General features: G+C 42.2%; 15 protein-coding genes. 6 read left to right on the plus strand and 9 right to left on the minus strand.

Annotated features, from left to right (window positions below; all coding sequences use genetic code 11):
* Positions 1 to 6: 6 nt before the first annotated feature.
* From C4H11_RS05125 to C4H11_RS05150, 6 genes are all read left to right on the plus strand, one after another.
* The gene (locus C4H11_RS05125; protein WP_106040736.1) at positions 7 to 1,218 is read left to right on the plus strand and encodes a C1 family peptidase; all 1,212 of its coding nucleotides are present in this window, start codon (positions 7 to 9) and stop codon (positions 1,216 to 1,218) included.
* Between the two features lie 251 nt (positions 1,219 to 1,469).
* On the plus strand, positions 1,470 to 2,363 hold the full coding sequence (locus C4H11_RS05130; RefSeq protein WP_106040737.1) for an electron transfer flavoprotein subunit beta/FixA family protein: 894 nt from the start codon (positions 1,470 to 1,472) through the stop codon (positions 2,361 to 2,363).
* A gap of 5 nt (positions 2,364 to 2,368) precedes the next feature.
* A complete protein-coding gene (locus C4H11_RS05135) occupies positions 2,369 to 3,388 on the plus strand; it encodes an electron transfer flavoprotein subunit alpha/FixB family protein (protein ID WP_106040738.1) in 1,020 nt (339 codons plus the stop codon).
* Between the two features lie 27 nt (positions 3,389 to 3,415).
* The gene (locus tag C4H11_RS05140; protein WP_129588284.1) at positions 3,416 to 3,934 is read left to right on the plus strand and encodes a toxin-antitoxin system YwqK family antitoxin; all 519 of its coding nucleotides are present in this window, start codon (positions 3,416 to 3,418) and stop codon (positions 3,932 to 3,934) included.
* A gap of 4 nt (positions 3,935 to 3,938) precedes the next feature.
* A complete protein-coding gene (locus C4H11_RS05145) occupies positions 3,939 to 5,645 on the plus strand; it encodes an acyl-CoA dehydrogenase family protein (protein WP_106040740.1) in 1,707 nt (568 codons plus the stop codon).
* 329 nt (positions 5,646 to 5,974) lie between these two features.
* On the plus strand, positions 5,975 to 6,583 hold the full coding sequence (locus C4H11_RS05150) for a helix-turn-helix domain-containing protein (RefSeq protein ID WP_106040741.1): 609 nt from the start codon (positions 5,975 to 5,977) through the stop codon (positions 6,581 to 6,583).
* A 488-nt stretch (positions 6,584 to 7,071) separates the two neighbouring features.
* Here C4H11_RS05150 and C4H11_RS05165 read toward each other — a convergent pair whose 3' ends face one another.
* The 9 genes from C4H11_RS05165 to C4H11_RS05205 are packed head-to-tail and all read right to left on the minus strand — an operon-like array spanning position 7,072 to position 19,217.
* Positions 7,072 to 7,647 (minus strand): hypothetical protein, encoded by a 576-nt coding sequence (locus tag C4H11_RS05165; protein WP_021663287.1) that lies wholly within the window; start codon positions 7,645 to 7,647, stop codon positions 7,072 to 7,074.
* Positions 7,648 to 7,653: 6 nt separating this feature from the next.
* Positions 7,654 to 9,828, minus strand: coding sequence for an AAA family ATPase (locus C4H11_RS05170; protein WP_021663288.1), 2,175 nt, complete (start codon positions 9,826 to 9,828; stop codon positions 7,654 to 7,656).
* Positions 9,825 to 10,058 carry a hypothetical protein gene (locus C4H11_RS05175; RefSeq protein ID WP_021663289.1) on the minus strand — a complete coding sequence of 78 codons (234 nt, stop codon included), beginning with the start codon at positions 10,056 to 10,058 and terminating at the stop codon, positions 9,825 to 9,827. Before C4H11_RS05175 ends, C4H11_RS05170 begins: the two co-directional genes overlap by 4 nt.
* A 6-nt stretch (positions 10,059 to 10,064) precedes the next feature.
* Positions 10,065 to 12,335 carry a DEAD/DEAH box helicase family protein gene (locus C4H11_RS05180; RefSeq protein ID WP_106040743.1) on the minus strand — a complete coding sequence of 757 codons (2,271 nt, stop codon included), beginning with the start codon at positions 12,333 to 12,335 and terminating at the stop codon, positions 10,065 to 10,067.
* 2 nt (positions 12,336 to 12,337) lie between these two features.
* Entirely contained in the window at positions 12,338 to 13,591 is a 1,254-nt protein-coding gene (locus C4H11_RS05185; RefSeq protein WP_046824815.1) for a DNA sulfur modification protein DndB, read from the minus strand.
* A 2-nt stretch (positions 13,592 to 13,593) separates the two neighbouring features.
* Positions 13,594 to 14,118 carry a hypothetical protein gene (locus C4H11_RS05190; RefSeq protein WP_106040744.1) on the minus strand — a complete coding sequence of 175 codons (525 nt, stop codon included), beginning with the start codon at positions 14,116 to 14,118 and terminating at the stop codon, positions 13,594 to 13,596.
* Positions 14,115 to 15,224: an adenine nucleotide alpha hydrolase family protein gene (locus tag C4H11_RS05195; protein WP_021663293.1), complete on the minus strand. Its 1,110-nt coding sequence runs from the start codon at positions 15,222 to 15,224 to the stop codon at positions 14,115 to 14,117. The genes C4H11_RS05190 and C4H11_RS05195 overlap by 4 nt, the downstream gene beginning before the upstream one ends.
* Positions 15,221 to 18,370, minus strand: a complete 3,150-nt coding sequence (locus C4H11_RS05200; RefSeq protein WP_021663294.1) for a hypothetical protein — start codon at positions 18,368 to 18,370, stop codon at positions 15,221 to 15,223. Before C4H11_RS05200 ends, C4H11_RS05195 begins: the two co-directional genes overlap by 4 nt.
* Complete coding sequence (locus C4H11_RS05205) at positions 18,357 to 19,217, minus strand: DUF4007 family protein (protein ID WP_021663295.1); 861 nt, start codon at positions 19,215 to 19,217, stop codon at positions 18,357 to 18,359. The genes C4H11_RS05200 and C4H11_RS05205 overlap by 14 nt, the downstream gene beginning before the upstream one ends.
* Positions 19,218 to 19,226: the final 9 nt, after the last annotated feature.

A 19,226-nucleotide genomic window follows, 5' to 3' on the forward strand; every position in this document is an offset into this window, starting at 1 on the left:
ATCAAAATGAAAAAACCTATACTGATTGCCGCTTTGGGATTGCTGAGCCTGAACATGACAGCTCAGGATGCCCCGGAAACAGACAAGCCGGAAGAAGGCTTCGTGTTTACAACCGTCAAAGAGTTGCCCATCACTTCTATCAAGAATCAGAACCGTGCCGGTACGTGCTGGAGCTATTCCGGTATAGCTTTCCTTGAATCGGAACTGCTGCGTATGGGAAAAGGAGAATACGACTTCTCCGAAATGTATATCGTGCACAAGACTTATCTGGATCGTGCAGATGCTGCCGTGCGTACTCATGGAGATGTTTCCTTCTCACAAGGCGGTTCTTTCTATGACGTGATATATGGCATGAAGACATTCGGACTGGTGCCCGAAGAGACCATGCGTCCGGGCGTAATGTACGGCGATACGCTGAGCAACCACACAGAACTTTCGGCAGTTTCAGACGCCGTGGTAGCTGCCATTGCCAAAGGAAAACTGCGTAAGTTGCAGACCGATGCCGGCCGCCAACCTTTGTGGAAAAAGGCTATCTCCGCCATCCACAACATCTATTTGGGCGAGTGTCCTGAGACATTCACTTATCAAGGGAAAACATACACCCCGCAGTCTTTCTACCAATCTACCGGTCTGAATCCTGACGACTACATCTCACTGACTTCCTACACCCATCATCCGTTCTATGAATCGTTTGTTCTTGAAATTCAGGACAATTGGCGCTGGGCACGCTCGTACAACCTGCCCATCGACGAGTTGATGCAGGTATTCGACAATGCCATTGCCAATGGTTATCCCATCGCGTGGGGAGCCGATGTCAGCGAAGACGGATTTACCCGCGATGGCGTCGCTGTGATGCCCGATGCAGACAAAGTACAGGAACTCAGTGGTTCGGACATGGCTCACTGGCTGAAGATGAAACCCGCAGAGAAGAAGCTGAACAGCAAGCCCCAGCCTCAGAAATGGTGCACGCAGGAAGAACGCCAGGAGGCCTACGATAATTGGGAAACCACCGATGACCACGGCATGCTGATATACGGTACCGCCAAAGATCAGGAAGGCAATGAATACTACATGGTAAAGAATTCGTGGGGAAAGGCCGGAAAATACGAGGGTATATGGTATGCTTCCAAAGCCTTTGCACGCTACAAGACCATGAACATCATCGTCAACAAGCAAGCGCTTCCCAAAGAAATTGCCAAGAAACTTGGTGTGAAGTAAGAGTTCGGTTCACGTCACTCCCGTTCACATATCAGCGAGTCTAAATCAATGACTCGCTTTTTTTGTTTTTGCTCATAAGTTACGGCATTGTGCATTTTTTACGATATTTTCTTGTCAGAATCAACTCTTTGAGTAATTTTGCACACTAAAATAATGCGTTAACCGGACAATTTCAGTAGCAGGAATTCTCCTCTCACTACTCCTATTCCCCGGGAACTGACAGAGAAACACTAATACTAATAACTAATAGCATGAGTTTGAAAATTGTAGTACTGGCTAAACAAGTGCCCGACACACGCAACGTCGGGAAGGATGCCATGAAAGCCGACGGCACCATCAACCGCGCGGCATTGCCTGCCATCTTCAACCCCGAAGACCTGAACGCCCTTGAACAGGCCCTCAGACTGAAAGATGAACACCCGGGCTCCACCGTCACCATCCTGACCATGGGGCCGGGACGTGCGGCCGAAATCATTCGCGAGGGGCTCTACCGGGGGGCGGACAACGGCTACCTGCTGACCGACCGCGCCTTTGCCGGAGCGGATACCCTCGCCACCTCGTACGCCCTGGCCACCGCCATCAAGAAGATAGGCGAATGCGACGTCATCATCGGCGGACGCCAAGCCATCGACGGCGATACGGCGCAAGTAGGCCCCCAAGTGGCGGAGAAGTTGGGACTGACGCAGGTGACCTACGCCGAAGAGATTTCGAAGGTGGACAAAGCCGCCGGAAGAATCACCGTGAAGCGTCACATCGACGGCGGTGTGGAGACCGTAGAGGCTCCGCTGCCCATCGTCATCACCGTGAACGGCAGCGCAGCGCCCTGCCGACCGCGCAACGCCAAGTTGGTGCAGAAGTACAAACGTGCCCTCGGCGCACAGGAGAAGGCCGCCCTCGCCAAAGACGGCGCGGAACCGGCTTACGCCCACCTTTATGAGCAATATCCTTATCTGAATATCACGGAATGGAGCGTGGCCGACGTCGACGGCGACCTTGCCCAATGCGGCTTGAGCGGCTCGCCCACCAAAGTGAAAACCATCCAGAACATCTCTTTCCAAGCCAAAGAAAGCAAGACGCTGACGGGCAGCGACAAGGATGTGGAAGATTTGATTGTTGAACTGTTAGCCAACCATACGATAGGATAAAGACCATGAATAATGTATTTGTATATTTAGAGATAGAGGGCACCACGGTGGCCGACGTCAGCCTCGAACTCCTGACCAAAGGCCGTAAGTTAGCCAACCGGTTGGGCTGCCAACTGGAAGCCATTGCGGCGGGAAGCCATCTGGCAGGCATCGAACGGCAGGTATTGCCCTACGGCGTGGATAAACTCCACGTCTTCGACGCGCCGGGGCTGTTTCCTTACACTTCCCTCCCCCACTCCTCCGTACTCATCAACCTCTTCAAGGAAGAGAAACCGCAAATCTGCCTGATGGGAGCCACCGTCATCGGCCGCGACCTCGGCCCGCGCGTTTCCTCGGCCTTGACCAGCGGACTGACGGCCGACTGCACCTCATTGGAAATCGGTGACCACGAGGACAAGAAAGAAGGGAAGGTTTACAAAGACCTGTTGTACCAAATCCGTCCGGCATTCGGCGGCAACATCGTCGCCACGATTGTCAACCCCGAGCACCGTCCGCAGATGGCCACCGTGCGCGAGGGCGTGATGAAGAAAGAAATCCTCGACGCTGCCTACAAAGGCGAAGTCATCAAGCACGATGTAGCCAAGTACGTGCACGAAACGGACTATGTGGTGAAGGTGATAGACCGCCATGTGGAGAAAGCCAAACACAACCTGAAAGGCGCTCCCATCGTGATTGCGGGCGGCTACGGCATGGGCAGCCGCGAGAACTTCGACCTGCTGTTCGAGCTGGCCAAGGAACTGCATGCGGAAGTAGGCGCCAGTCGAGCCGCCGTCGATGCAGGCTATGCCGACCATGACCGCCAAATCGGACAGACGGGCGTAACGGTTCGCCCCAAGCTGTACATCGCCTGCGGCATCAGCGGACAAATACAGCACATCGCCGGCATGCAGGACAGCGGCATCATCATCTCCGTGAACAACGACGAGAACGCTCCCATCAACGCCATTGCCGACTACGTCATCAACGGCACGGTGGAAGAGGTGATACCGAAGATGATTAAGTATTATAAACAGAACAGCAAGTAACCCCATCCCTATCCGCACGCTCAACGAATGATGATACGTATTCTCGTGTTAATTACAATGTCGCTGCTTTGCTGTACGGCAAAGGCCCAGCAAGGCGCCATCTACCTTGACTCGAAGATGCGGCAAGTGAATAAGCGCTCCAAAGCTGCGGAGTATGCTGTCATCCAACAGGAGGAAAACGGCATAAAGCTCGTGAGCTTCTATTCGCTCGACGGAAAACTCTTGCGCAACAGCAACTACCGGCAATTCGGAAAGAAGTCGGAAAAGAATGTGCTACACGGTGCCACTTCTTATAAGTTCTCAAACTCCGACCAAGACAGTCTGCTTGTCTTCTATACGGACAACAAACGGAACGGAGGAGCATTCTTCTATTACCCTACCGGTAAAATCATGGCGAATTGCCAATACAAGGACGGGAAACTGAACGGCTTGTCAAAGCAATACTATGAGGATGGAAAGAGGATTACTACCGCCGTGGCAACGAAAGAACCGATAGCTTGCGGCTTTTGTGTGACGGAAAGAACTACAAGGATTACAAAATTTTAATAGTATGGCAAACTTTTATACCGAAATACCGGAACTCAAGTATCACTTGAACAATCCGATGATGGAACGTATCTGCGAACTGAAAGAACGCGGATACGAAGACAAAAACAAGTACGACTATGCTCCGCAGGACTATGCGGACGTGATGGACTCGTATGACAAAGTACTTGAAATCACAGGAGAAATCACAGGAGAAATCATTGCGCCCAATGCTGAAGGCGTGGACGAAGAAGGCCCTCGCTGCGCCAACGGCCGTGTGGAATACGCCCACGGCACCAAGCAGAACCTCGACGCCATGGTGAAGGCCGGACTGAACGGCATGACCATGCCCCGACGCTTCGGCGGCTTGAACTTCCCGATTACTCCTTACACCATGTGTGCCGAAATCGTAGCCGCCGCCGATGCGGGATTCGGGAACATCTGGTCACTGCAAGACTGTATAGAGACGCTCTATGAGTTCGGCAACGAAGACCAGCACAGCCGTTTCATCCCCCGCATCTGTGCCGGAGAAACCATGTCGATGGACTTGACCGAGCCGGATGCCGGCTCAGACCTGCAAAGCGTCATGCTGAAAGCCACCTACGACGAAGCCGAAAACTGCTGGCGACTGAACGGCGTGAAGCGCTTCATCACGAACGGAGATGCTGACTTGCATCTGGTACTGGCTCGCTCGGAAGAAGGCACGAAAGACGGCCGCGGCCTGTCCATGTTCATCTACGACAAGAAAGAAGGCGGCGTAGACGTGCGCCGCATCGAGAATAAGCTGGGCATCCACGGCTCGCCCACCTGCGAGTTGGTTTATAAGAATGCCAAGGCAGAACTTTGCGGCGAGCGCAAGCTCGGCTTGATAAAATACGTCATGGCTCTGATGAACGGTGCCCGTCTGGGTATCGCCGCTCAGTCGGTAGGTCTGTCGCAGGCTGCCTATAACGAAGGACTGGCGTACGCCAAAGACCGCAAACAGTTCGGCAAAGCCATCATCGAGTTCCCCGCCGTATATGACATGCTGGCCATCATGAAGGCCAAACTGGATGCCGGGCGCGCGTTGCTGTATCAGACTTCGCGCTACGTGGATATCTACAAGGCATTGGACGACATCGCCCGCGAACGCAAGCTCACTCCCGAAGAACGTCAGGAACAGAAGAAATATGCCAAACTGGCCGACGCCTTTACTCCGCTGGCCAAAGGCATGAACTCCGAGTATGCCAACCAGAACGCGTACGACTGCATTCAGATTCACGGCGGTTCGGGTTTTATGCTGGAATATGCCTGCCAGCGCATCTATCGCGACGCGCGTATCACCTCCATCTACGAGGGTACCACGCAGTTACAGACCGTGGCTGCCATCCGCTATGTGACGAACGGTTCGTACATCGCCACCCTGCGCGACTATGAGACCATCCCCTGCAGCGCGGAAATGCAACCGCTGATGGATCGCATCCAGGAAATGGCAAACAAGCTGGATGCCTGCACCAATGCCGTGAAAGAAACCGCCAACCAAGAGTTGCTGGACTTCACCGCCCGCCGTCTGTACGAGATGGCAGCCGTATGCATCATGTCGCACCTGATTGTCCAAGACGCCACAACAGCGCCGGAGCTGTTCGGCAAGTCCGCCTTGGTTTATGTGAACTATGCCGAAGCCGAAGTAGAGAAACACTTCAACTTCATCCGTAAGTTCAAGGCCGAAGAGTTGGAAAGCTACCGCAAGTAGTCTTGCCGGACAGAGAATAAAGTATGAAGGCACGGAGATTCATGGGGCATTGCCAATCCATGAATTCCGTGCCTTCAGTTTCTGTTGCAGGATGTGCTGCTTCTTAACTTATAACCATGTCAAATGATTCCGATAAGGATACAGATAATAAACAATAAGCAAAAGCGTGCAGCTCAATGAGTTGCACGCTTTTGCGTTTATGGGGTTCATGGTTGCTATGTGTTTTCTATGGGCTTTTTTATCTCTTATTTGCGACATGTTTGCGACACGTCTTATTTGGCGATAAGGTACAACTTAGATTGATATAAACCATTTAAAATGAGAAGAATATGCCAAAAGGAAATTACACCATTCAAAGAAGTTGCGAGGAGTGTGGTAAAATCTTTACTCCTCCCACATTAGTGTCGAAGTATTGTTGCCCTGCTTGTTCCAAGAGAGCGTATAAGAAAAGACAAGTCGCAAAAGAGAAAGAGGCGATACGCCAAGCACTGATTAGACGAATACCATCCAGCAAAGGGTATCTAACCGTAAAAGAAGCTATGATGATTTATGGCATTAGTAAAGATGTACTTTATCGTATGATACGGCAAGGATTGATACCGTCATACAATTTTGGCCAGCGTCTGATACACCTTAGTCGGCAGTATATGGATGAACACTTCAAAACAAAGGCAGGGAGTAGAAAGAGAAAAAAGGAAGCATTGTCCTTTGAACCCAAAGACTGTTATACTATCGGAGAGATTGCCAAGAAATTCCATATCAATGACAGCAGTGTCTTTAAGCACACCAGAAGGCATAGAGATTTTTATAAACACCAAATAATCAACAGGTTAAATTGCTTACCAATGAAAGTAGGTAACGATAAGGAAACCAGCGAGCTTCTATACTCTACCTTAATTTGCCATTTCAAAGAACCACTTTGTCTGTTGCAAAGATAAAGGTATATCGTGAGAAAAAAGAATTTTCTCTCTTGAAATTTTCGTAAAGTCGTCTGTTGGGCAGCTTTTTGTTTTCTGTGTATTCTATTCTTATGATGAAATGTAATCTCCGAAGGCTGCGTTTTTCACCTTACTCCTTACCCTGCACATCCACCACTTATGCCCGTGTATTATGTCAGAATCAGTTGTTCGTTCTCAGCGGCAAAGGCAGTTCCGGGCTTTTACGGACAAAAAAGATCAAGGCGGCAAGCCGTTTAGACGACAATCTCCACACTTCCATTTCATTGCAGGTAGTATTCTCGCCATAAAACCTTGTTTGTCCCAATCCCTACCTTTTTACGCCACTGAAATGAAAACGACCGACCCGACAAAAAACATATAAAAATGCAAGATATGCAAGATGTAAAAAAGAAGAAACTATAATAAACCAACCAAGATGGTGTCAAATATGCGTTGTGGTGCAAAAACATTGACACACCTCCATTGATTTAATCCAAAGATTCTGGTTCTTCTTTATCTATACTCTCTTCTGAAGTAGCATCAAAAGCCAAAAAAACTTCCAAAAATGCAGTTTCATGGAAGAAATAGTTTGGATCATCAATTAGCTTGTCTTCCATAAAATGAAATCCCCAATTGGCGTATTCCTCCATTGTCTGCATCAACAGATCAACTGCTTTGCGTGAGGTTATTTCGCCTTTTTCTAAAGCGATGAAATCAATGTCGGTGCGAGTGACAAGGGCAGTAAAAATGTACTCACGGAGTTTCGGATAGGCTTTTCGCCCTTTGACAGAGTCCAAATTGCCCCAATACTGAATGGGCTGTCCGAAAGTCTTGCGTTTTTGCGTGTCCCCTGTAAGCGGTCGTTTTTGGTTGAAATAAAGCCCCATAAAAAATGCGACAATGAATATTTCATAACCACCACCAAAGACTTTGCCTCTGTCTTCACGTAAAGAAGTTGCACCACGCCCATAGTCACAAAAGTTTTTGATGATACTGTCTTCGTATCTTTTTTCCCATAGTGGATTGCGGTTTGCCCACAAATCATATAGTTTTTCTGCTATCATAATTCGTTATCTTACTTGTTTAACAACTGTTTGAATGGTTGACAAATCCTTATCATTGAACGGCTCTACTTTTTCAATCTGATAAACGGAACAAGAAAGTTTGTTGATTGTGTCAAAATCTAACGACTTTCGACCTGTTGTCTTATCGATATTAAGCAAATCTTTCGTAACGATAACGCATTGCTTATCAATGGTATCTATCACATTGTAGAATGTATCTTCCTTGAAACCGCCGAACGAAGATGTCGGAGCATCAAATATCAATGGATAGTCTTGTTCGCGTTTCAAAGTCGTAATTTGAGAAATAGCAAACAGAACCGACATATACATAGTTGTCTTCAGTGCACCGTTCGGATTTTCGATTCGTGTGCCATTGTCACTATAAAGTTCGATACGTGCAGAATTGTTAATGGTTTTTCTGATGCGGATTATTCCATAGAAATCATTTTTGTTCAACGTCTGCAAATACTTATTCGATTCGGTTTCAAGCATTTGTAGGAAGTTGTTGACATTTTGCTCTTTTGCGTTAGCGAATGCTTTGGTTATCTTCTCAAATGCAGTATGCACACGCTGATATACCTGCGTCATTGAACTTGTTGGTTCAAGTTGTGATAGTTTTTCTTGTATCTCAGCCCTCGCACTCTCCTTGTTTTTCAGAGTGGTTTCCAACTCTGAAAAACGGCTTTCGGCACGGCTTTTAGCATCAAAGAAGCCTCTCAAATCAGAGATGCTCTTATCTAACAGTTCAGAGCTTAACCCTGATTGCATCAGCAAATCATTTTGTTCTGTTTCCATCTCTTGCAACTGTTTATCCACTTCTGCCAACTCGGCTTTTCTTTTGGTGACAAATTCCAACCGGTCTGAAATGGTTATCGCAATGTTTGAAATTTCTTGCTCTGTATCGCCACTTAATTTGATTTGGCGAGAATGCAACTCATTAATGAATGAGTTGGGAAACAATGGCTTTTCAACATTTTCTTTCGTGTCTGAATTTTTATTGACTTCCGACGCTATATGGTCAAGATATTCATTAAGTTTATGGCACATAAACTCGTAAGCATCTGAGCCTTTAGGGGCAGAACGACCACAGACTTTGCAAATTTCATCGTCAATCATTTCTTTCATTGTTGCCTCATCGGGCAAATTCCATGGCAAAGGGACGGCATCATTGGCGAGTTTCTGAATCTTTGATATTGCCTCACGTGCTCCTGCCTCTTTCGCTCGACGTTCCGTTTCCTGCTTGTCAAGTATTCGTTTTTCCTTGCTCAATGCAGAAACTTTCGCAGAAAACTCTTTTATGATTGCAGGGAAAGAACGTAGAATCCAATATTCATCCAGCAGATTGGTGCTGTACTCGCACGATGAATACGCCACCAACTTTGCCCGCTTATCCTTCAGTCCTTTGATACGCTCTTTTATGGCTTGATAGCGTTCCGATGTTTCTTGGTTCTTTTCCAGCAATTCCAATTTTGAGGAGAATTCATTGATGGATAGTTCCTTTTGACGTAGTTCTGTCTTGATACTTTGAATGTCATTTGTGACATCATTCAATTGCGTATTGAGTTCTTTTGCTTGCTTCGACACTTTCTTATCGTTTTGCAACTCACGATTTGCAGCATTGGCCGATTTTTGCTCGAAATTTGAAGTTAATTCAACTAATTTATCAAACTCTTTAATGCCAGAAAAAGTGTCAACCAGAGTTTTCAACGCAGTGTCATTGTCAAAAACATTGAGTTCGTTTTCGCCCTTGAACAAACAATATTTACGGATGACAGGTTCGAAACAAGTATTTAGCAGTCTATCGCCAGCACAGGAATGTCGTTCTGTACCATCAATGAAATATCCGACAAACTTGTAATCCTTTGTGCGAATATTGTCTTCAGATATTCTTTCAAAAGTGAAACACTTTTCTATCTCCTTCTCTCCATCGTGTTCAAAGGTTATGTTTACTGAAACTTCATCGCTTTCTCCAATTTCCAATTCTGATTTACGCTTTTCAGAAATATGAGAATCTTTTCGGTTCTCACCTGTTGTGTCGAATAACCATTCTAATGCTTCAAACAAAGTTGTTTTGCCGTCACCATTGTCTCCAATTATCAAAGTCAGACCTTTTGATAGCGAAAGCTTGTTATTTCCATAATAACTGCGAAAGTTGTTAATTCTTATATCCTTGATAATCATATATTTGCTCTTAGATAGTTACTAACCTCATTGTATATTTCCTTTTCGGTAGCTTTTTCCTCGTTTCGATTGATGATTTGGGCAATAGCTTGAATTACTGCAAGATCAGAATCCAATGCATCTGATATTGACATAAAATCATCGGGATTATAGCCATAGAATTTGACAAGCTGCTCATCTGCAATCACAGCTTGTAAAATCTTATCGCCGTTAGTTTGATATGTACTCATATTGCACTAATTAAATATGGATAAATTATAATGATTCAACACATCTTGCAGCTCGTTATCAGTGTCATTCAGATTTTCAGACAACAAGGCAAAATCACGGACTCGCCTCAACTCGCTTTGCACAAGATTTTTTTCCAAAGCATAACATTCTTCATCGAACACATTATCTGGTATTACGATGAGGTCGTGAATGATTGCAAAGCGTTTGTCTTTGTGCATTCGCAAGACACGTCCACGGCGTTGAATGAATTGGCGTGGATTTCCTGTGCTTGCACAGAAAATAGCCAATTCGCTTCGTGGCACATCAACCCCTTCGTCTAAACACTTCATTGAGGTAAGTACATCTATGCTACCATTGGCAAAGCCTTTAAGCATAGCATCGCGGTCGGTTGATTCAGAGGTGAACTGACGAACAATGATATGAGAATCCATATCGCGGACAATGCGGGTGAAATCGTCAATTAAATGTTCCGTGTCGGGGTCAGATGCAATTGTGTCGGACTGGTCGAAAATATCAGCCTCGAAATTATCGGGCTTGTTACCCTCTGGGACATAGACCAATGTGTATTTCAAACTACTTCTTTCTTCCATTCGCTGTTGAACAATCTGTTTAAAAACAGACAACTTATTTGCAGCTTTATGAATGATGCGTTTGCGTTTCAGCAAAAGCATTTTCAAACGTTCCTGGCTTTCCTCATCATGGAAACCCATTATCTTGACTATTTTCTTTGATAGTCCAACATATTCTTCCATCTCGTTTTCAGTCAAACGAACAATGTGCGGATAGTAATAGTAACGGCACAAAGCTCCATTCTGAATAGCTTCTGCCATTGAATACTCGAATGTATAACTGTCGGCACAGCCAAAGAAGTCCATCAGTTTGCGGTTACCCGTATTGTCAAACTGCCTTTCGGGTGTGGCAGAAAGTCCAATGCGACGCAAATATCTTATGTCTGACAAACGTTGAGCCATCAATCCTCCGCCCATATTGTGTGCTTCATCTGCGATAAGCAAAAGTTTGTTTTTGGGGAATTGGTTCAATTCCATAAAAACATTGGATCGAACAAATGAAGCGTAAGTTGATATGATAATGTAAGATATATCATTGTGGGCGTTTGTCATTTCGAGCAAACGAAGATTGGCCACTGCCGATTTCCAATTGTTATACTTCGAGCAGACTTTTATAATAGTACTGAAATTAAACTTCTTACATTCAATTTCCCACTGTTCGACAAGTGTGATTGTCGGGACAAGGATAATGGCTTTGTAGTAGTCTAACTTGTTGTAGATTTCAAGCAGACAATTCAATGAAGTGATGGTTTTTCCTGTGCCTGTAGCCATGGCAAACAAACCTTTCTGTTTGTTGCTCTTCCAATTCTCGAATGCTTGTTTCTGATATTCACGCGGTCCAGATTCGTAGGGGAAACGAGGTCTTCCGAAGTCAATTGGCTCAATGGTTTCGCCTTGCTTCTTTATCCTCTCAATCTCGATTTCAACCTTGCTTTTGGCTTTACTCAATGCTTTTATTATTGATTTTGACAATGATTTATCAGCAATATCCTGCTGAATAAACTTGTACTCATCTTCCAGCAAATCTTTCAGTTCCTTGTTCTTGAACGATTCGGCAATATGGGTTTTTACCTTGTCTGTTGGTACAAAAATAACATTCTCGTCTTGACCATCAAATACAAGTTCAAATTCACAATTGATTCTTTTTATTGTTGCGGATGCTGGGTTGCTATCCCAATCGCAGAAAGCCGTAAGGCTTTCGATGTTGTCAATCAATGCCGACCGTGAAAAGTTGCAAGAGCCATCGAACCCGACCTTATTCACACCATCGCTAAAAATGCCTGTTTTGGTGTGAGAAATACCAATACTGTCTTTTGGGGCGACAATTCTAAAGTCAAGTCGATTGTTACGGATAAGCCATGCAAGACAATTGAAGAAGTGAGTATCCCGCTTTGACAATGTATTTTTCAGTTTTTCGATGTCAGTTACGTCAAAAAAAGGGATAGGCGAATCAAGTTTACCGCTAGCGATGGCATTTTTATCTTGTTCGGTCAGAATATCGTTTACAATTAGATTCATACGTCCACCATTATATAGAAACGATGCAAAACCATCAGCCAAAACATTAATTGCAGAAGAGGAAAAGAATCCCAACATCAAATCAAATCTCGTGGCATTACACAAACAATCAGAGAAGAAACCTATCGGTTCCCACTCCGTTCGCGATTTGAAATGGCGGTGTGCCGGAAATGTCACATCTTTTAACATAGTTACAATCTTATTGTAGCTATTCTTCGTTCTGCCTCAGGCAGTTCTATATTGAATATTGTTGCGTACTTACTTATCATATTAGTCTTTTCTCTTTCGGTTAAAATGCTATCATCCATCATTTTTATCAATAGGGAATTAACCAATGATTGGTTTCTCATAATCATCTTTCTAGTTATTGGATTCCATAATATCATATCCCACATGTCAGAATGAACATTACGATTCAAATTTACATAACCAGAGATTATCTCATCGAATGACTTATTTGTTGCTAACAATATTCTAGCAACAGCCTCAACAAATGGCAATAAACCGATTGGACGGAAAAACAGATTTCCTCCATTTTCTGTAGAACGTAGTTCTGCAGCTGGATTATCTGAATTATTATTTATGTATGCCTCTATCTCTTCAAAAGTAGAATTCATACAATCCCAGAAACCGACCAAATACCGATTAAATTCAGCAATAATATCATCAGATGGTCTATATTTTAACTGATCTTTTATTTGAGATTTTACATAACGATGCCGTTCTTTTTGACATTTGAATACCCAGTAAAGCACAAGATGACATTCATATAATGTCATCAATGAAGTAAATGCTTTTTTATCTGACTGAGGAATTGATTTATTATTACTCGCCTTTATCCTTTCTCCCATAAACAAGGGGTATGTTTCCAATAAATCTCGTGTAACAATAGCAACCGTATCATCCTCATCAAGAGCAATAATGTCTCCTAAACGAACAGGTTTAACATACCTGTTAAGCGTTGAAAAGATTCTCCTAGATTTTTTCATTCCTTCTGTTGTATTTTGATGACCTATAAGCATCACACTAATGGTCTCATTTTCCAACTCTCTATTTTCCAACAATGCAGCTCTGATTCCTTCTACTCTATGCTGACCATCAACTGGAAAAATCTTTTCACGACCAGAGAACTCCAATAATCCGATATTTGGGTACTGATTATTTTCTACCTCAAATCGAATTTCTGTCCACAAAGGATCTCCATCATAAACGGCAAGAACAAGGCTGTCAAAAAAGCGGTCTTCACGGTTTAATATATACTCTTTTATCCTTATGTAATTATTGGAGAGAGAGCGTTGTATCTGCTCTTTTAATGAATTAGCTGTATGTAATTCATCATCAACCTTTTTTACCATCCTGCTAATTTGCCCGAAGGACATAGTGGCACAATAGTAAACAGTATTTCCAATTCTTCCTTTTATTGCAGGTATTTTTGTTGGTTCCATGATTAAAATGCCTTTTCAGTTGGTTGAACATCTAATTTATCTGGTATTTCCGAATTAAATGGAGGTCTTATTGCACGAATAAGGGCAACCTCATCTTTATCTATTTGTTCATTATTTGTTTCTGGATAATAACGATAAAACAGATAATCTTTCCAGTACTTTTTCATTCTGACAATATCTGTCCTTGATTCATCAGAATCATATTCTTTTGCCCGTTTACGAATATGTTGTCTTCCTTCTGAATAATGACACCTACCGATGTAAACAACATATTTTTCAATAAATGGAAGATTAATCCCTTTAAGATAAAACATATATATACCACCTGTATTCGTTGGTAGATTCTCAATACTTTCAGAAATGACCCCTCCTTCATAATATTTTATTTCTTCTGACCACTTAGCTTCATCTGAGATTGGATTTAAATCATCAATTTTATTATCTATCCAATGAGAGGGATTATGATAGTAGATTATATCATATAACTTATCCTCGTCATACAAATTTAAAAATGCCCCTTTTCTCATATAAAACAATTTGCACATAAAACATCATTATCATCATCTGCGAATATATCTACCAACAAAGAATTGCTGTTCATCTTTGCTCTTTGTTCTTGTCGTTTGATAGCATCTAACTTAATTTGACGTATGCGTTCAGGCTTAATTAAGTCTTCCAAACTCTCGCCTTGAATCCATGTGTAACCATCCTTCTCGTATTCCATTGCCTTTTTGAATAGGTCGGGGTGTTGCTCATAGAGCCAAATCCATTCGATTTTCTGCTGGTAGAAACAGAAATAGCAGCCTGATCGGCTTCGGCAGTATGTTCCAATTTTTCCATCAACTTCAAAAGGTATCTCTTCATAATACGCGGGAACTCCAACTCCACTTTCGCGCAACAAACGGAATATATCTTCCTTTACAAGAACCTCATCATTATCTATTAATGGAAATGAATCCAATTTTCCCACAGGATACTCTGTAGTCTTTAGATACTCAAAAACTACGCGGTTGAATAATTTTACATCAATATCAAGCAAAGCATTAAGCGTTTTAGAATAGTAGAACTGTTTATTCAGAGGTCTTTTCAAGATCTCCATAATTTCTTCCAATTGGAATTCAGAACAAAATCGATTATAGATATCAATTATTTGTTCCCGCTGATCATTATGCAGAGCCTTATTGATAATATCAATACTCCAAATATTTCTCCTGAATGGAAATACAGCTTGGATATTGGGTTTTGAGGAAATATAGCCATCACGATTTTCATCACCACGTATACCGACATAGGATACAGCATAGTCATCTCCAACAAATCTTTCAAATTCAGCCAATTTCATTTTTTGCGTGCACCATCGAGCCTGTGGAGATGGAAGAAATCCACCACAGGCTTTTAGAAAGTGGTCAAAAGGAGTTGCCTCTGGACTGCCTTCTGCTGCACGTAATCGCTTAATACTCCCTAAATAGGCTTCGAGTTTATCTATTAGTAACTCCGTCTCTTTCAACTCACAACCTGTGTCAGAATTGTAATACTCTATCTTCATATGAGGGTATTTATGCTTTAGATAGATGGAAAGAGCTGCACTATCTTTCCCTCCCGATATGCCGAGTATATGTCTCACCTTTATCATTTCATTTTCTTCTTCAATAGGTTCATCAATGCATAAATGTTGAGATTGACATCCTCCGACAATAACTTCTCAATTCTAGCTTCTAATTCTTTAGAACGTTTTTTTTCTTCGACACTTACTTGAAAAGACATCGCTTCTGAAACAACAGAGTGTTTTTCACACTCTCGGAAGAGATATATGATATTGTCAACGAGTTGTTCCTCTTGATCATCTCTCAAACGTTCAAGTGGTTGATCCAGCGCAGCATAAGCAATACTTTGATACCATTCTTGTCGATTGTCGAATTCTGCCATAACGTGATTATAGAAATCACGTTGCTTGTCTGAAAGGAGATGTTCTTTTATGTGTGAAAGACGTTGCCGAATCTCTGTAATGTAATCTATATATTCATACTCTTGAAGTTCAAGCCGTTCAATTATCTGTTCCTCTATTCTGTCTATCAACGAAGTATAACACGAGCGAAGTTCTCTCACTGCTTTTTGTATAAGGTGGCAATAGTTTGCAACAAAATCCGTGTTGTTTAATGAATTCTTGTCGTATCCTAATGCTTCAGGTAAATCCTCAAAGAATGTCTTCTCAGGATCTTTCGCCTTGGCAAGTACGTCTCGAAAACGCAGAGTTGTTATATGATCAAACTTGCAAGTGTGCTTAGCATAATCATTCAACTGATGATAAAATACAAAGAATGGCTTGATAGTTTCAATAAACTTATTGCTATTTATCTTTTTACTCTCCGGCGCATGGATAAACTTGCGATACTGATTGTAGAATTCAATCTTTACCCCATCCTCAGCATACGCCTTGATAGTAAAATCAGAGGGATGTTTTTTTAATAAATCAAAAAACTCCATATTGATTTCAGGGATATACACGCCATTGCTCCCAAAAAGAGAATAGTCAAGCCTTTTTATAAATAAATAGGTCGGGATCCAAAAATCCAACACTCCCATTTTTATCTTATAGGGCTGCTCTGAGAGTATTTTTATCAGCTCTGATATTTTACGTGGTTTTTCCTGAGTGCTACGAAGAAAATTCTCACATGCATTCCAAAGTGACATCATACCATCCACTTGTGGAGCGTCCGCAAACTCTCCGTATTGATGTAACCCCGTCGTTTGGAGTAGTGTGTAATAGATTGTCTTCTCTGGCGGATATTTATCTTTTTCCCAACTGAGGTCCTCTTTATCCGCATATAAAATGAGAGCTTGCAGATATTTTACACGTGCAGCAGATATACTAGCACTCAGTTTTTGACGATTAATAAGTTCATTGTTTATTACAGGAGTGAGGAAATATACATCATTACAAACATCAGAAAGCAAAGCATTAAAATCTCGTTGGCTACTAATCTTTTTCTCCATACCTTTATAAAACCACGTTACCTCGTCATGATATGAAAATAGACTGTTTTTTATCTTTTTGTTCAGCAAATTCTGTTCATACATTCTAAGGTTGCGAATTTCACTCAAGGCAACATTATCAGTTTTGTCTATCAAGATTTTTTCTACGATATAGTCATAGATTTGTATTTTGTGCAGATGTTCAATGATTGCTTCCGTATGGTTGAAGACTGCAAAGACGATCGCATGCTTACAATCTTTACTGAAACTACTTACTTCATCATACGTATTTTCACGGGTTGAGAAAATTAATTCAATAAAACCATCAACCTCGTTCGCAGGAGGCTGACCGAATGGCTCATCATAAAGCCTATACTCAAAATAGCGAGGTGTCCCGCTGTGATAATAATATGCTTTGACTGGAGCTACACGATTCTTGAATTCCTTTCGAAGTAAATCAATAGGATGTATTGGAACAGGAATAACAGCAGAAGCCTTTATAATCTCATCTTCAATGTTTATATCTGTCCCTTCAAATAGAATGTATCGTGCTTTATATTCTGCGTATCGTATGATGCGGAGATTAATGAGTTGTTCTAACACAACCTCTGCCATATCTATAGCCATCGCATATTTCATATATTCAATAAGTTGCTTCCTTGGCATAGAAAAACCTGAACTGCCAAAAATATTAAGTAGTCCGATAGCCTTTACTGTTTTTAAGGCAGCTGTCATTGACAGATCGTTTTCCCAATTAGCAGTTTCGACACGCTCAATGGCAATAATAATAGCCCTCCATCCCATTGAATCTGCATTTACATCGGTTAAATACGAATGAAAGTTTGCCACAAGATAATCATAAACAACACTTAAATTGTATGTACAGGTAGGTGTAGGAGTGAAATTACTTAAAGAATCAGAACTTTTGGAATTAAGGAATGAAAATAAGGAGCGTTCATTTTGACCATATTTCTGAATAGCCTTAGTGAGTATAATCGCAGAGAATGTATCTAAAGGAAAAAGCTTTTGCATTGTTCCTTCCTTGAGAGTAGGTGCAATAAATTTACATTGCAAAGCAATTTCATAGATAGAATGGGTTTGTATACTAAGTATATCGGTATTATTACGCAATACCTCTGCCGCCATATACAACAGTTGCTCCACTGGCTCCGCAAAAACCACCTCTTGGAAACGCCCTTTTACTTTTGCCCATTCGTTTTTTTGAACAATATTCAGCTTTGAAGCGTATGCACTAAAATTCTGATGAAGAGTTGTAAGCAGAAGTATATTTCGTCCTGGAACATTGACGAACTCTGCCAACTGTTGTATAAAGTATAGTTCTTTCTCAACCTCATTTTTGGCAGCATGTTCAAGAATCTTGCCAAACTCATCTATAACTATTACGAGCATCTTATTATGCTTCTTCAGTCGGTGATAATAGTTACGCAACATCTCTATAGCTGTATCCCCATTAGTCTTCTTGCTCAATTTCTTAATGAGCAAATAATCTAGTGGATGATACTCTCCCACTATATTTAGAACATCAAAGCCACTAACTGGTGCTAGTACTCTTGAATTTTTTATCAATACATTGTATGTATCCGTTCCTATCAAATCATGCTCCAACCTGAGTAGGAAACACGATTTTCCAGTACCGTATGTACCAATAATGGTAAAAGAGTGTATGCCAGTCTGATATTGGCGGACAATTTCTCCCACCACTTTTTCTACATTAGGTGTAACAATATACCTATCGCTACCTGTGACTCCTGATTCTATGTTGGCTGACAGACTAAAATTCTTCATTTCTATAGTAGTGTTTAAGAACTTCACTTGGTTTCAATTTATGAAGAAATTGAACTTGACGTAATCCTGCTGTGTCGGAATAACGAAATACATCTGGAAATAGTTCTTGTATATCGATGAGCATATTTATGAGTTCCATATCAGTTAGGCAGAATATGCTACCTATGGTTTGCAGCATATCATAGTCTACGCTATCATTATCTCCTTTCTCTCTCACGATTGCGTAGAGCAGAATCTCAAGCGGAATTTGACGCTTCCCCTCTACATTAAAAGAATATTGCTTTTCGTCTCCTGATAAACGAATCAAGTCTAGATCTGTCATAAGGACAGAATAATCTTCCATAGATAAAGTTTTGTGTGAGAGAACATAATTCTGTAGAAGCACTCCAACGTCTTTTTTTACCGTATTCTCATTGAAACTCTTCAATTTCCCTTTTTCCGTCATCGTACGCTTCACAAATGCAACAACGTGTTCACGATCAAAGGTGAGACGTTCGTGTTGGAAGTTTGTAAAAAACAATCTATAAAGTGTAGCTTCTCCTGTGCTTATAAGTGTATAATGTAAAAGCCAAAGTGTCCCAAGATCTTCAATGAATGGGTCTGTGCCATTATTAGAGTCAAATATAAGATGAGCAATGTCTGTTAGTCCGTCATCATCAAGCATTCCAAATGCTCTCATCCAATAACGTATAGAGGCGACCATATTCTTACCAACTCCGAGTTTGACAATAGAATAAAGTTCGTTCCAGTCATTATTCTCTAGTGCAAAATCATACCCCTTCTTAAGCCACAAAGCTTTGCAAGGAAACGATTCATGTCCGGAAAATGTATATTTATTTATAAGCATAATGAATTC

Origin of the sequence: Bacteroides zoogleoformans (assembly GCF_002998435.1) — a bacterium.
In the GTDB taxonomy this organism is placed as follows: Bacteria; Bacteroidota; Bacteroidia; order Bacteroidales; family Bacteroidaceae; genus Bacteroides; species Bacteroides zoogleoformans.